The 13,203-nt window shown below is 65.9% G+C and carries 16 protein-coding genes; 10 read left to right on the top strand and 6 right to left on the bottom strand.

Features of this window, described 5'->3' with window-relative positions:
* Positions 1–3: 3 nt before the first annotated feature.
* The gene (locus AB4879_RS09025; RefSeq protein ID WP_370507320.1) at positions 4–846 is read right to left on the bottom strand and encodes an LLM class flavin-dependent oxidoreductase; all 843 of its coding nucleotides are present in this window, start codon (positions 844–846) and stop codon (positions 4–6) included.
* Positions 847–990: 144 nt separating this feature from the next.
* On the opposite strand from AB4879_RS09025, the gene AB4879_RS09020 reads away from it, so the two are divergent.
* Positions 991–1,986, top strand: a complete 996-nt coding sequence (locus AB4879_RS09020; RefSeq protein WP_370507319.1) for an Lrp/AsnC family transcriptional regulator — start codon at positions 991–993, stop codon at positions 1,984–1,986.
* Positions 1,987–2,034: 48 nt separating this feature from the next.
* The gene (locus AB4879_RS09015; RefSeq protein ID WP_370507318.1) at positions 2,035–2,913 is read left to right on the top strand and encodes a polysaccharide deacetylase; all 879 of its coding nucleotides are present in this window, start codon (positions 2,035–2,037) and stop codon (positions 2,911–2,913) included.
* Positions 2,914–2,932: 19 nt separating this feature from the next.
* Here AB4879_RS09015 and AB4879_RS09010 read toward each other — a convergent pair whose 3' ends face one another.
* Both AB4879_RS09010 and AB4879_RS09005 read right to left on the bottom strand, forming a co-directional pair.
* On the bottom strand, positions 2,933–3,553 hold the full coding sequence (locus AB4879_RS09010) for a TenA family protein (RefSeq protein ID WP_370507317.1): 621 nt from the start codon (positions 3,551–3,553) through the stop codon (positions 2,933–2,935).
* A 22-nt stretch (positions 3,554–3,575) separates the two neighbouring features.
* The gene (locus AB4879_RS09005) at positions 3,576–4,208 is read right to left on the bottom strand and encodes a TetR family transcriptional regulator (protein WP_370507316.1); all 633 of its coding nucleotides are present in this window, start codon (positions 4,206–4,208) and stop codon (positions 3,576–3,578) included.
* A 163-nt stretch (positions 4,209–4,371) separates the two neighbouring features.
* On the opposite strand from AB4879_RS09005, the gene AB4879_RS09000 reads away from it, so the two are divergent.
* The 4 genes from AB4879_RS09000 to AB4879_RS08985 are packed head-to-tail and all read left to right on the top strand — an operon-like array spanning position 4,372 to position 8,967.
* A complete protein-coding gene (locus tag AB4879_RS09000) occupies positions 4,372–5,241 on the top strand; it encodes an amidohydrolase family protein (RefSeq protein ID WP_102805942.1) in 870 nt (289 codons plus the stop codon).
* A gap of 4 nt (positions 5,242–5,245) precedes the next feature.
* Positions 5,246–7,462 carry an acyl-CoA dehydrogenase gene (locus AB4879_RS08995; RefSeq protein WP_370507315.1) on the top strand — a complete coding sequence of 739 codons (2,217 nt, stop codon included), beginning with the start codon at positions 5,246–5,248 and terminating at the stop codon, positions 7,460–7,462.
* Between the two features lie 17 nt (positions 7,463–7,479).
* Positions 7,480–8,673, top strand: coding sequence for an amidohydrolase family protein (locus tag AB4879_RS08990; protein ID WP_370507314.1), 1,194 nt, complete (start codon positions 7,480–7,482; stop codon positions 8,671–8,673).
* A 9-nt stretch (positions 8,674–8,682) separates the two neighbouring features.
* Positions 8,683–8,967 carry a hypothetical protein gene (locus AB4879_RS08985; protein ID WP_370507313.1) on the top strand — a complete coding sequence of 95 codons (285 nt, stop codon included), beginning with the start codon at positions 8,683–8,685 and terminating at the stop codon, positions 8,965–8,967.
* Positions 8,968–8,979: 12 nt separating this feature from the next.
* On the opposite strand, the gene AB4879_RS08980 is transcribed toward AB4879_RS08985, so the two are convergent.
* Positions 8,980–9,357, bottom strand: coding sequence for a hypothetical protein (locus tag AB4879_RS08980; RefSeq protein WP_370507312.1), 378 nt, complete (start codon positions 9,355–9,357; stop codon positions 8,980–8,982).
* Positions 9,358–9,680: 323 nt separating this feature from the next.
* Between AB4879_RS08980 and AB4879_RS08975 the strand changes: the two genes are divergently transcribed.
* The 4 genes from AB4879_RS08975 (at position 9,681) to AB4879_RS08960 (ending at position 11,778) form a co-directional block, all read left to right on the top strand.
* Positions 9,681–9,998, top strand: a complete 318-nt coding sequence (locus tag AB4879_RS08975) for an antibiotic biosynthesis monooxygenase (RefSeq protein WP_370507311.1) — start codon at positions 9,681–9,683, stop codon at positions 9,996–9,998.
* 28 nt (positions 9,999–10,026) lie between these two features.
* Positions 10,027–10,812: an SDR family NAD(P)-dependent oxidoreductase gene (locus AB4879_RS08970; RefSeq protein WP_102805936.1), complete on the top strand. Its 786-nt coding sequence runs from the start codon at positions 10,027–10,029 to the stop codon at positions 10,810–10,812.
* A 39-nt stretch (positions 10,813–10,851) separates the two neighbouring features.
* The gene (locus AB4879_RS08965) at positions 10,852–10,983 is read left to right on the top strand and encodes a hypothetical protein (RefSeq protein ID WP_370507310.1); all 132 of its coding nucleotides are present in this window, start codon (positions 10,852–10,854) and stop codon (positions 10,981–10,983) included.
* Between the two features lie 141 nt (positions 10,984–11,124).
* The gene (locus AB4879_RS08960; protein WP_370507309.1) at positions 11,125–11,778 is read left to right on the top strand and encodes a nitroreductase; all 654 of its coding nucleotides are present in this window, start codon (positions 11,125–11,127) and stop codon (positions 11,776–11,778) included.
* Here the strand turns inward: AB4879_RS08960 and AB4879_RS08955 are convergent, their stop codons facing one another.
* Positions 11,779–12,534 carry a DUF1906 domain-containing protein gene (locus AB4879_RS08955; protein ID WP_370507308.1) on the bottom strand — a complete coding sequence of 252 codons (756 nt, stop codon included), beginning with the start codon at positions 12,532–12,534 and terminating at the stop codon, positions 11,779–11,781. It abuts the gene before it with no gap.
* Positions 12,531–13,184 (bottom strand): L,D-transpeptidase, encoded by a 654-nt coding sequence (locus AB4879_RS08950; protein WP_370507307.1) that lies wholly within the window; start codon positions 13,182–13,184, stop codon positions 12,531–12,533. Before AB4879_RS08950 ends, AB4879_RS08955 begins: the two co-directional genes overlap by 4 nt.
* Positions 13,185–13,203 lie beyond the last annotated feature (19 nt).

Raw genomic sequence — 13,203 nt, 5'->3', positions numbered from 1 at the left:
CATTTACAGCAGCGCGTCGGCAAGCAGGTCGACCTGGTCGATCGACGTGACGGTGGGGTGGAACAGCAAGCGGTCGAAACCGAGGTCGCGGTAAGCATGCACCGCGGCACGCGCATCGTCGGCGGAGTGAATCATGTCGTCCACGTTGAGTTTTGCGAACTCCGGCCTGAAGCCGTAGTAGCGGGCCAGGTGGTCTCGTCCTCGCCGCACTACGTCGCCCTCGCCGAGCGCGAAGTTCACCGAAGCATGAATCTCGGGAGCTCCCGCTCGGCCCGCCGCCTGCCACCCCGCACGAATCCGCTCGGCGAAGGCCGACTGCGCGTCGAAGTCGCGCAGCGCCCCGGCAACCCAGCCGTCGCCGACGGTGGTGGCCCTGCGGATCGTGGCCTCCGACCGTCCGCCGAAGAGCAGTGGAATCTGCACTGGCGCAGGGCATAACCCTGCATCGGCACTCCAACCGTGTCGCATCGTGACCAGCTGTTCGTCGAGGATGCGGCCCCGTCTGGCGAAGTCCACGCCCACCGCGTCGTAGTCGTCGGCCCGCGATCCGACGCCGATGCCGACCGTGAGACGGGAACCCGCACACGCCGCCAGGCTGCCGAGCTGTTTGGCGAGCACGGGTGCCGAATAGAGCGGCGCCAGAAGAACATTCGTTACCAGGCCGAGCGTGCTCGTCGCACCCGCCGCCACCGACAGCGCGATAACCGAGTCCAGGCTCGGGTACAACAGCCGGTCGATGGTCGTCAGGGACTCGAACCCGCGCTCCTCGGCGCGGCGGGCCCACGAACCGATCACCGCACCGCCGACACCTGCGACATGGTTTGGCAGACCGATACCGATTCTCATGACATCCTCCGATTCCGTCGGCCGAGGCCGCGTCGCTCGACTCCAGTCAGTCCAGTCTCGGATCGTGAGGTCAGATCAACCACATCAGCGCGCAGATGCGGCGGATATCGGCATCTGGATCGACCCTTACGTACCGTTATCGGCATGACATCCCCGCTAGACGGCAAGATTCTGCATGCGCTCCAACTGTCCCCGCGCGTGTCGTTTCGGCGGATCGGTGACGTGCTCGGCGTTCCCGAACAGACCGTCGCACGCCGCTACCGCGCCATGCTGCGCGACGGTGCGATCCGGGTGGTCGGCCTGGTGAACCCGCAGGTGTACGGCGAGTGTCAGTGGGTCGTCCGGCTGCGAACCAGGCCCGACACGCTGCTCAGCGTGGCCGAGGCGCTCACCCAGCGACCGGAAGTCACCCACGCCAACGTGTTGTCCGGATCCACCGAGCTGGTGTGCATCGTTCGCGCACCGCTGGCCGAGAACAGCGACGGGATCCTGCACCGCCTGCCGCGCACCTCGGCGGTGTTGAGCATGACGGTCGATCTGGTGCTGCACGTCTTCGGCGACTCCTCAGGTGCGGTGTGGACCGGCTACGGCCACACCCTGACCGCCGCGCAGGTGAAAGCGTTGGCCGACGTGCAAGCCGAGCGGTCCGGCGCCGCGGTCCCGCCGGTGAGCGACGATCGTCCCCTGCTGGAAGCGCTGGCACGTGATGGGCGGATCCCGCACGCGCAGTTGGCCGAGTTGACCGGCTGGTCGCCGGCCCGAGTCAAGCGACGCATCGCGGCGATGGAAACGGCGGGCACCCTGACCTATGACGTCGACGTGCTCACCGAGCGGCTGGGCTTTGGAGTCCATGCCCTGATCTGGATGGCGATAGCACCCCGCGATCTGACGGGTGCCGCCGAACAGCTTCTCGCACATGCCGAGATCGCCTCGGTGATCGCCGTGAGCGGACCCCATAACCTGCTGGCGGTCGTGATCACCCGCGATGTCGATCACCTACACCGGTACATCATCGAGCGGCTGGGGAGTGTGCGTCACGTACAGGGCTACGACGTCAGCGTACGAACGCAGCGGCTCAAGCAAGCCGGCTCGCTGATCTCGCATGGTCGGCTGCTGAGCATGCGGCCGGCTCGGAGATAGGCCATCATCTACGAACATGACTCGGCAGCATCGTCGGCGGACCCGTAGATGAGCGCGACACCGGCCGAACCTGTGGCCTGGCCCGCGGGTAAGCGGGCCGCGGCATGCTTCACCTTCGACGTCGATGCCGAATCAGCCGTACTGAACATCGATGCGGCGCATGCCGATCGGATGTCGGTGATGACGCACCAGGCATACGGGCCGCTGGTCGGTGTGCCCCGGCTCCTGGCGCTGCTGGCGCGACACGATGTTCGCTCGACGTTCTTCGTCCCCGGCTACACCGCGGTCCGCTATCCCGATGTGGTGCGTGCGATCGTCGACGGCGGCCACGAGGTCGCGCACCATGGCTATCTGCACGAGGTCCTCACCGGCATGACCCCGGAGCAGGAGGGGGTGATCCTGGACCGCGGCACCGAGGTGCTGGCCGCGCTCACCGGCGAAGCTCCGGTCGGCTTCCGGGCTCCGATGTGGGAATTGAACTGGCACTCACCGCAATTGCTGGCCGAGCGGGGCTTCCTCTACGACACCAGCCTGATGGACGCCGACCATCCGTACGAACTGCGGGTGGGCGCCACCGGCAGCGGCCTCGTCGAAATCCCGGTGCAGTGGGCGCTCGACGACTGGGAGCAGTACTGCTACCTGCCGGAGATCTCCGGTAGCGGACTGATCGAGAGCCCCCGCAAAGCCGCCGAGATCTGGCGGCTGGAGTTCGAAGGTCTACGCGCAGTCGGAGGCTGCTTCGTGCTGACGAACCATCCCTTCCTGTCGGGTCGGCCGTCGCGAGCGGCCGCGCTGGAGGAACTGGTCGAGCACGTGGTGTCGTGCTCGGATGTCTGGGTGGCACCCCTGCGGGACATCGCGCTGCACGTACGTGGTCTGGGCCTGTCACCCCGCTCGGTCGAACGGCCTGATCCCGCGGACTTCTGACCACAGTCGCGGCGACCGATCAGGTGTCGGTGTTGTTGGCCGCTTCGAAGAATGCCAGTTCCAGCTGCATCGCACGCCGGTACGCGTTGCGCACATCCGGAGTGTCCGGCGACTGCTCGTCGAGCAGGTTCTCCAGCTGGCGGGCGATCCCCTCGAATTCCGGTGCGGCATATGTCTGTACCCACTGCGCGTACGGGCCGGCCGAGTCGGCATCCAGCGACTGGCCGACCCACGCGTACAACCGCATGCACGGGGTCATCGCGGCATAGACGACCTCTGGCGGTCGCGTGGCCGCGGTCGCGAGGAGGAACTCGGTGTACGCGCTGGTTGCCGCCAGCGGTTCGACCCCGGCCATGTCGATGTCCCACGAGCCGGCATAGGACGCGTGCAGTCCCAGTTCCTCGCGAACCCCGGCGATCAAATCGGCCAGAACCAGCAGGGTAGAGGTGTCCGGACTGTGGACCAAGGCCAATGCATATGCGCGGGCGAAGGATTCGAGGAAGAACGCGTCCTGAGCGATGTATGCGGCGAAGCGCCTACGCGGCAGCGAGCCGTCTGCGATCCCGCGAACAAACGGATGCGCCAGGATATCGGCGGCCAGATCGGAATTGTGCGACCACAACTCAGCAGACAACGACATATCGCTCGAGCCTAGCCGCGAACTAGGCGTGCTGCGCCTCCGCGAGCAGCACCCGAGCCACCCACTCCACGTGATTGAGCGATTCGTCCAATGTCAGTCGCCCGGCCCGCAGGCCGGCGAGTGCGGCGCTCAGCGCGGCGTTGAGGCCGAAACTCACCTGCGGGATCAACTCCGGCGCGACGCCGGCCAGCAGGCGGTTGTACAACTCGACATTGGTGCGCTCCATCTGATCGATCGACGAACGCACTTCGGGATCGGTCGATGTCATCATCTGCAGCATCAGGGCGGTCATGGCCGGGTTGCGATTGAACGCCCGCTGGGCACGGCGCAGGTAGTCCAGAACAGCGGGTAGCGGGTCGCTGTCGGCGGGGCCGCCGCCCGACAGCATGCGGCGGGTCAACCGCTTCTGCCAATCCGCCAGCGCGGCGGCCAGCAGGTTCTCTTTGGAGCTGAAGTATCGGTACAGGGTGGCCAGGGCGACTCCCGCGCGCTGAGCCACATCCCGCATCTGGACCGCATCGGCGCCGACCTCACCGATCAGATCGATGACCTCTTCGATGATCTTCGCGCGGCGGGCGAGCTGACCGCTGGTCATATCCGACATCGGGATGATCCGGCCCGTCGGCGACATCAGATCGGGAGCGGGCGTATTCACGATGCCACCTCCGATCAGCGCAGAACAGTCTTCTGTGATGTTACGACAGGTTAGCCGGGAATAGGGACGTAACACCAGGTGGCGGCTTGACACCAAGTAGAACCGTGTTTCACTATGGTGGTCGCGGCGGCACCCCGCCGGTCTCTTGGGATGGGAGGACGCCATGGCCGGACCGGTCGGTCTGCCGGTGATCGACACGATGATCGGATTCCCGCACGAGGGGACCGCTCAATACGACTTCATTCGCAAGCAGACCAAGGATCGCGAATCCAAAGAGGACTTCGACTTCCCGGTCGAGTACATGTTCAAAGACGTGCCCAAGGGCCTGCCCACCGACGACCCGGTATCACTACTGCTTCAGCAGATGGACCGGTTCGGCATCGAGAAGTCGATGATCGGCGTAAGCGAGGGCTCCGCGGCCGAGCTCGCGCTGAAGATGTTCCCCGATCGATTCATTCCCTCCGGCGCGATCGCCGACCCCAACGACGTGATGGGTTCGGTGCAGGCGATCCGCCGCGACTACGAGACCTACGGCATCCGTGCGACGTCGGTTTTCCCGTCGGGCACCTTCCCGCAGGTTCCCATCGACGATCCGAAGATGTATCCGATCTACGCCACCTGCGTCGAACTCGGCATCCCCATCTTCGTCTGCGCCGGCGTTCCCGGCCCGCGAATTCCGATGGCACCGCAGGAGGTCTCGCGCATCGACATCGTGATGTTCGACTTCCCCGACCTGGTCTTCGTCACCCGCCACGGCTGCGAGCCGTGGCAGGACCTCGCCGTCAAGCTGATGCTCAAGTGGCCCAACCTGTATTACTCGACATCGGCGTTCGCACCGAAGTACTACCCCAAGGAGATCATCGACTACGCGAACACCCGCGGCGCCGACAAGGTCATCTACGCGGGCTATTTCCCGATGGGTCTGTCGCTGGAACGGATCTTCAGTGATCTGCCCAACGTGCCGTTCAAGGATGAGGTGTGGCCGAAGTTCCTGTACGGCAATGCCGCCCGGATTCTAGGACTGGAGAACTAACGCAGTGTTGGCGATCACGATCGAGCAGGAGCAGCTGGCCGAGGCCGTGACTCAGTTCGCGGCCCGGCACGCCCCGATCGACAAGACGCGGGCGGCCCTCGACTCGATCGCAGCCGGTGAACTGCCGACGTGGTGGGAGGAGTTCACCGCCAACGGCTTCCATGCGGTGCACATTCCCGAAGATGCCGGCGGCCAGGGCGGGACGCTCGCGGATATGGCCTGCGTCATCGAAGCGGCGTCCGCGGCGCTGCTGCCCGGCCCCCTGCTCAGTACGGTGTCCGCCAGCGCCGTGGCGAATCTGGCCGACGACTCCGCGGCGACGTTGGTGGCCGATCTCGCCGGCGGTGCGACGGCCGCGGTGGTGCTGCCCGAGGATTCCGGTGTCCGGGCCATGCCCGACGGCGACGGCTGGCGATTGACCGGATCGATCGGCAGCACGCTGGGACTGATTGCCGCGCAGCGCATCCTGCTGGCGGTGCACGCCGAGGACGGCACCGAGCTGTGGTTCGGCCTGCCGATGGGACCGGACATCGCTGTCGAGCAGCAGCGGGGCACCGACCTGAGCACCGACGTCGGTGTGCTCGTCCTCGACAGCTATCCGGTGACCGCGGAACAACGCATATCGGGTATCGAGACCGATCGGGCTCGTTGCGTCGTCGCCGCGCTGACGGCCTGCGCTTCGGCGGGCACGGTGCGCAAGGGCGTCGAGACCGCGGTGAACTACATCCGCACCCGCGAACAGTTCGGCAAGCCCGTCGGGTCGTTCCAGGCGCTGCAGCACAAGGCCGCGATCCTGCTGGTCAACGCGGAACTGGCGTCGGCAACGGCGTGGGATGCGGTGCGCGCGATCGACGAGAGCATCGAGCAGCACCGGCTGGCCGCCGCCTCGGCCGCATTGATGGCGGTCTGCGCAGGCCCCGACCTGATGCTGGACGCGCTGCTCATGTTCGGCGCGATCGGCTACACCTGGGAACACGACACCCACCTGTACTGGCGCCGGGCCACCAGCCTGGCCGCATCGCTGGGACCGTCACCACGTTGGGCCCGCGAAGCGGGTGAACTGTCTCGCACGCTGAAGCGCTCTACCGCAATCAATCTCGGCGACGACGTCGAGTCGGACTTCCGCGCCGCCCTGGCGAAGACGCTCGACCAGGCCATGGAACTGCGGAACGAAACGCCCACCGACGACCGTCGGGCGCCCGGGCTGGCCTACGGTTCGCAACGGGACCTACTCGCCGACGCCGGTTTGGTCGCCCCGCACCTGCCGGCCCCGTGGGGCGTCGGGGCCACCCCGGTACAGCAGGTGATCATCACCGAGGAGTTCGACAAGCGTCCTGATCTGGTTCGGCCCTCGCTCAACATCGCGGAGTGGATCCTGCCGACGATCCTCGACAGCGGAACCGACTCACAGCGCGAACGATTCGCGGGTCCGATGCTGCGCGGCACCGAGCGCTGGTGCCAGCTGTTCAGTGAACCGGGAGCCGGCTCAGACCTCGCCTCGCTGACCACCCGCGCTGCGAAGGTCGACGGCGGCTGGCTGGTGAACGGGCACAAGATCTGGACGTCGTCGGCGCACGTCGCCCAGTTCGGGGCGATGCTGGCACGCACCGACCCGGATGCGTCGAAACACGGTGGCATCAGCTACTTCCTCGTCGACATGTCCTCCCCCGGCATCGAGATCAGCCCGATCAAACAAGCCAGCGGCCACTTCGACTTCAACGAGGTCTTCCTCACCGACGTCTTCATTCCCGACGACATGCTGGTCGGCGAACCAGGCCAGGGCTGGGATCTGGCCGTGGCCACCATGGCCGTCGAACGCACGGCGATCGGCAACTACGTCAACCTCGATCGGTCCGAAGCCCTGCGGAGGGTGGCCGATGCAGACGGGCCCGATCACGACACCGTCCTGCAGGCGTTGGGCGGAATCGAAGCGCATACCACCGCCATCAAGGCGATGGTCCTGCGTGAGACGTTGCGTCTGGTACAAGGGCAGGGCCCCGGACCGACGTCGAGCATCGCCAAGTACGCGATGGTGCTGCTGCTGCGCCGCGCCTCCACCGCCACGTTGAGTCTCAGCGGACGCCTTGCCATGCTTGAGGATTCGGATCCCCCGGTGATCAGTCCCTACTTCGACATGCCATCCGAGCTCATCGGAGGCGGCACGGCAGAGATCCAGCTGACCATCATCGCCTCGATGATTCTGGGCCTGCCGCGGAAATAGTGTGAAAGGACCGAGCCATGACCACTGCGCTGCCGTTCACGTTCTTCGACTGTGACAACCACTATTACGAGGCCGAGGACGCGTTCACCCGCTACATCGACCCGAAGCTGAAAAAGCGCGCCATCCAGTGGGCACAGCTCGACGGTCGGCAGCGGCTGCTGGTCGGCGGGAGGGTCAATCGGTTCATCCCCAACCCGACGTTCGATCCGGTGGGCAAGCCCGGTGCACTCGACGAATACTTCCGCGGCCGCAATCCGCATGGTTCGGATCTGAACTCGCTGTTCGGCGAGCTCGAACCGATCCGGCCCGAGTACCGCAACCGCGACGCGCGGCTGGCGGCCATGGACGCCCAGGGCATGCAGGGCTGCATCATGCTGCCCACCCTCGGAGTCGGCATGGAGCAGGCGCTGCTCCCCGACTTCGACGCGACAGTAGCCACCTTCCAGGCTTTCAACCGGTGGCTGGACGATGATTGGGGATTCGCCTACCAGGAGCGGATTTTCACCGCGCCGTACATCACCATGTGCCGGCCGGCCGAGGCGGTGCGCGAGCTCGAGTGGGCACTGGACCACGATGCGCGTTTCATCGTCATGATCCCCGGACCGATCACCACCGAAGTCGGCATGCGTCCGCCCGGCGATCCGATGTTCGACCAATTCTGGCAGCTGGCCAATGATTCCGGGATCACGGTCTGCTACCACTCCGGCGAGACCTACTACTCGAAGTTCATGCCGGCATGGGGTGAGTCGGACTACATGATGTCGTTCAACGCGCTGCTGGGCTTCCGGAGCCTGTTCAGCGGTGACGCGATCCAGGACACGTTCGCCAACCACCTGCACAACGGGTTGTTCCTGCGGTTCCCGAACCTGCGGATGGCGTGTATCGAAAGCGGATCGACGTGGGTGTTCCATCTTTTCGAGAAGCTCACCAAGTCCTGGGGTCAGATTCCGTTCATCTACAAAGAGGATCCGCGCGAAACGTTCAGACGCCACGTCTGGGTGTCGCCGTTCTACGAGGACGAACTGGCCAGTCTGCTCAAGCTGATGGGTGACGACCACATCCTCATGGGCTCGGACTACCCCCACGTCGAAGGTCTTGCCGAGCCGGCGTCCTACATCAAAGACCTGCAGAACTTCGACTACACGCCCGAACAGTGCCGTAAAGTCATGCGGGACAACGGTATCGAGTTGTCGATCCGCCGACCGGTGTAGCTGCCGTTCGTGAAGGTCGCCAAAGCCGGCCTGGTCGCCATGTTGCTGGAGGCCGGCGAGGAGAATGCCGCCGTTCTGCTGGCTCGCTCGACGTTGCCCGATGAACTCGACACCGACACCGATCTCGACATCCTGCTCACCTTCGGGCTGGAGCGTGATCTCCTCGACGAGGTGGCGCGGTTGACGATCGGCGGGATCGAACCCGACGATGTGAACACCCGCCGCCGACGTGACCTGCTGGACAAGACCATCTCCCGACGGTGGGCTGCCCTCGTCGACCGCTGGATCACCTAGCCCGACGCTCGGCTAGACCTGGTAGGCGATCCAGTCGCCCAGCGGGATCATCGCTGCCGCCGCGATGACACCCATCGGAATGCCCAGCAGTGGCGTCCACCGGATCCGGGTGGCGAGATACGCACCGGCCAGAGCGGCCACTGCGCCGACACCGAGACATGCCCAAGGAATACCCACGAGCACGTGCTGGCCCCGGCCGGTCAGCGTACAGATGCGCTCGGTGCTGCCGTCATGGCAGCCGTCGGTGGCCATGGCGAGCGGGAACAACGAGAGGAACGCGACGACCAGTCCCGCGGTCAGCAGCAACGCGAGGATCGCGCCGAACCACACCCAATGCGTATCGAAGCGCCCGTGGCCGGGGCGCTCGCCGGGCGAGTCCGGTTCGCTCATGCCATCACCGTAACGCTGTCGCCGAGAGTGGGGGGTGTCGTCGAGATTTCGAACAATTTCGACGACAACCCGCACGCTCGGCGTTGTGAGCCAACAGAATTGACCACACGCATCGACCGCGAACACTTCAACCGGTAGTCTCGGAGAGTCGAAAAGGACCAGGAGCGGCACCGGTAAGCCCGCTCCCTTCCGCAAGGAAGCTCCGTACCGCCCGTCGGACCCGCGACAAGCAACTGGCGCTGCTGCGCCGGTGGCTTGGCGCCGGCAGCGACAGGGCCGTGGCCAGTCTCCGGTTCACAGCGCCTCCGACACAGGAGGTAGTCATGCCATTGATCCGAACCGACGCCGGAATCGTCACCCAGATCAACACGTTCACGGTGCCCGACGGCGGGCAGCAAGCGCTGATCGAATTGCTCGAAGAAGCAGCGCGATTCGCCAGTACCACCCCCGGCTGGCGCTCGGCCAGCCTGCATCGCAGCCACGACGGCACCCGAGTGGTGAACTACGCTCAAAGCGACAGTCTCGAGGCGGCGCTGCGGGTGATCGAACGGTTACGTGCAGCAGGATTTTTGGAGCGCAACGCCGAATTCGGCGAGGCCCACCCCGGCCTGTACGACGTGGTCTTCACATTAGAGCGCTGAATCCACACCGGTGAGGCACAGTATCCCCGTGGACACCAACCTCACCGACAAGATCGCCGTCGTCACCGGTGCCAGTAAGGGAATCGGTTTGGCCATCAGCCGGACCCTGACCGCTGCGGGCGCGCACGTCATTGCCGGGGCCCGGCACAACAGCGCCGAGCTGGAGGAGCTGGAAGCTACCGGCTCAGCCACGTTCGTCGCCGCGGACCTCGCCACTGCCGAGGGGGCGAGGGCCGTGATCGACGCGGCCGCGCAACGCGGTGGCCTCGACATCCTGGTGAACAACGCCGGCACTGTCACGCCGCGATTCGACGGCCTGCTGTCCGTCACCGACGACGACTGGCTGGCGGGTTTGGCGGTGAACTTCCTGTCCGCCGTGCGGGCCACCCGGGAAGCCATCCCGCACCTGCTGCGCCGCGGCGGGGGCTCGATCGTGATGATCGGCTCGGTCAACGCGACGCTGCCGGAGTGGAACATCGTCGACTACGGCGCAGCCAAGGCCGCCCTGGCCAACTTCGCGAAAGCGGTCTCGAAAGAGTTCGGGCGCAATGGTATTCGAGTGAACACGGTCAGCCCGGGTCCGGTAGCCACTCCCCTGTGGCTGGCCGAGAAGGGCATCGCCGCGCAGTTCGCCGCGGCCAGCGGGGCCACCCCGGATCAGGTCGTCGACTCCGTAGTCGCCGGCTCGGCGACCGGACGATTCACCACCGCGCAGGAGGTGGCCGACCTCGTCATGTTCCTCGCGGGTGAACACTCCGCGAACATCACCGGCTCCGACATCCGCATTGACGGCGGCTACGTCACCACCCTGTAGGCCCCGAAAGGACCCCCGGAAGGACCCCGGAAGGACTGTGTGAGCACCAAACTCAACTCCGTGATCTTCTTCCACGGCTGGTGGATCCACGCCAGCGCCTGGCAGCCGTCGCTGGACCTGTTCAGCGGCCGCGGCCATGCGGTGTCGGCGCCGGCCTGGCCTGGCGGTTGATGACCTCGGGAACCGAAGACCAGACGGTACCGCTCAAGGTCACCAAGGAGGTTGTACGAGCTGTGCGCCACAGGCGACGGGATGCAAATTTCGATCACCGGCGTTTTCCGCGACAGAACGGGCTGAGGAAAGCAGGAAGCGATGCATGACCTTGAGGACGCGATCCGCGAACGCCGGTCCATCCGGCTGTTCCTTCGCGACAAGCCCGTGCCCCAGGAGCTGGTCACCGAATCACTGCAACTCGCCATCCGCGCACCGTCCAACTCCAACATCCAGCCATGGCACGTGGTGTTCGCCTCCGGGCCGGCTCGAGACCGGCTGGCCGAGGCGCTCCTGGAGCAGGCCGATATCGAGGCCCCCAACGTTCCGCAACTTCCCGAGTCGTTCGCCCACCTCCGCCGCGAGCTGGGTGCTCTGGTCTACGGCACGATGGGCGTGGCCCGCGACGACGCCGAGGCCAGACGCATTGCGGTGCTCCGCAACTGGGAGTTCTTCCGCGCTCCGCTCACAGGCATCGTCTGTATGCACCGCGACCTGGACTACGTCGACGCGGTAGGGGTGGGCATGTTCCTGCAGACCTTCCTGCTGGCGCTCACCGCGCGTGGGCTCGGCAGCTGCGTACAGGTCTCGGTGGCCGGCTATCCCGAGGTACTGCGTGAGCATCTGGGCATCGGCGAGGAGATGCGCATTCTGTGCGGTGTTTCGATCGGCTACCCCGATCCGGAATTCGCGTGCAATCAACTGACGGTGCCGCGCAACCCGCTGGAGGCCAACGTCACCTTCGTCGAAAGCTGATCAGCGGGCCAGGTCCCACTGCCCGAAGTCGGGCGCCAGGACGTCGTCGACATCGACGTGGACGCCGTCGATGAGAGCACCCGGATCCGACGCCGTGACGACCTCGCGTTGGAAGAGCACGGCGGCAGGCTCGCGCACACCGCCCGACCACGCTTTGGTCTGCCAGGCCCAGCGATAGCCAGGCGTCGTGGAATGTCCGACGACGGCGTCGCCGATCGCCCATTCGAGTTGGCGCGCACCGCCGTAGATTCCGGTGCGCTCGACGCCGATCACCGAGTTGATACCGCGAAACCATTGGATCGCAGTGCTTTTCCAGGTGTCGGAGCTGATGTCCTCGTCGACGCTGAAGAAGATCGGCGCTGAAGTCGGGCCACCGGCCGCACCGTGGATCCGCAGTGCGGTCTGCGCGTCGGCCACGCCTCCGTCGAACCCGCGGGTGAAGTCCGACGGTGTGGGCCAGCCGGGCTTACCGAACTGGTAACAGCTCACCACGTGCAGTCCAGCCGCGATGAGTCCGTCGGTGTAGTCGCGGGTGACGGGCTTGAAATCGAAGGTGGCGCCCGGCCTCAGCTCGGAGACGTACACCAGTGCCCCGCCATAGCCGGCGGCTTTGATCTGCTCCGGGCTCACCAGGCGGTCGGCGAAATCGATGAGTTGCAACCCATCCGCGGCCGCCCGGGGCGCTGCCAGCACCGCGGCACCGGCCAGCGCCGTGAGCGCGTACCGAAAGACATCGCGGCGATTCGGCTCGGTCACGACCGCGCCGTGATCAGCGACGGGTCACCCACCCCGATGGTGATCTGCGGATTGGCGGCGGGGTCAAGCCAATTCAGTATTGATCGCATCTCGTCGCGGCCGATGGCGACGCATCCCCAGGTGGGATCACCGTCGGACACGTGCAGGAAGATTCCGGCCAGCTTGCCGGGGATGCGGTTCGGGTTGGACGTGATGTTGACCGCGTAGTCGTAGACCGGGCCGGAGTCGTAGAGGTTCTCCGCGATCGCCGAGGGCTGGCCGTCGCTGCGGACATGGGTGTTGTACCCCGGCGACTTGGGGTCCTCGTCCCACCAGTCCTGGTCGGTGGCCTGGAAGTACGGCATCTTGGTGCCGGGGTTGGGCTGGCGTCCGAAGGCCTGGTCGAAGCCGAAGGTGCCCTCCGGGGTGCGATAGACACCGTCGGCGGGCGCGCCGACGCCGAGTTCGCCGACCTTGGCCGGGGTGGGGCCCAGTACGACCTTCCAGTCCTGTCCCACTCGCTGGAAGGCGGTCAACGTTCCGGTGGTGGCGTTCGCGGCGGGCACGCCGACGACGATCCACTGTGAAGAGTCCGGCGCTGCGCTCGCCGCCGGTGCCAACAGCAAGCTCACCAGCATTGCCAGGCCGATCCGCACCACGACGCTCGCCACGGCGTTCATGGTAACCGCA

The organism is Mycobacterium sp. SA01 (genome assembly GCF_041287105.1).
Lineage (GTDB): Bacteria > Actinomycetota > Actinomycetes > Mycobacteriales > Mycobacteriaceae > Mycobacterium.
The sequence above is the reverse complement of the archived record's forward strand: the minus strand, read 5'-3'. Positions and strand labels throughout refer to the sequence as shown.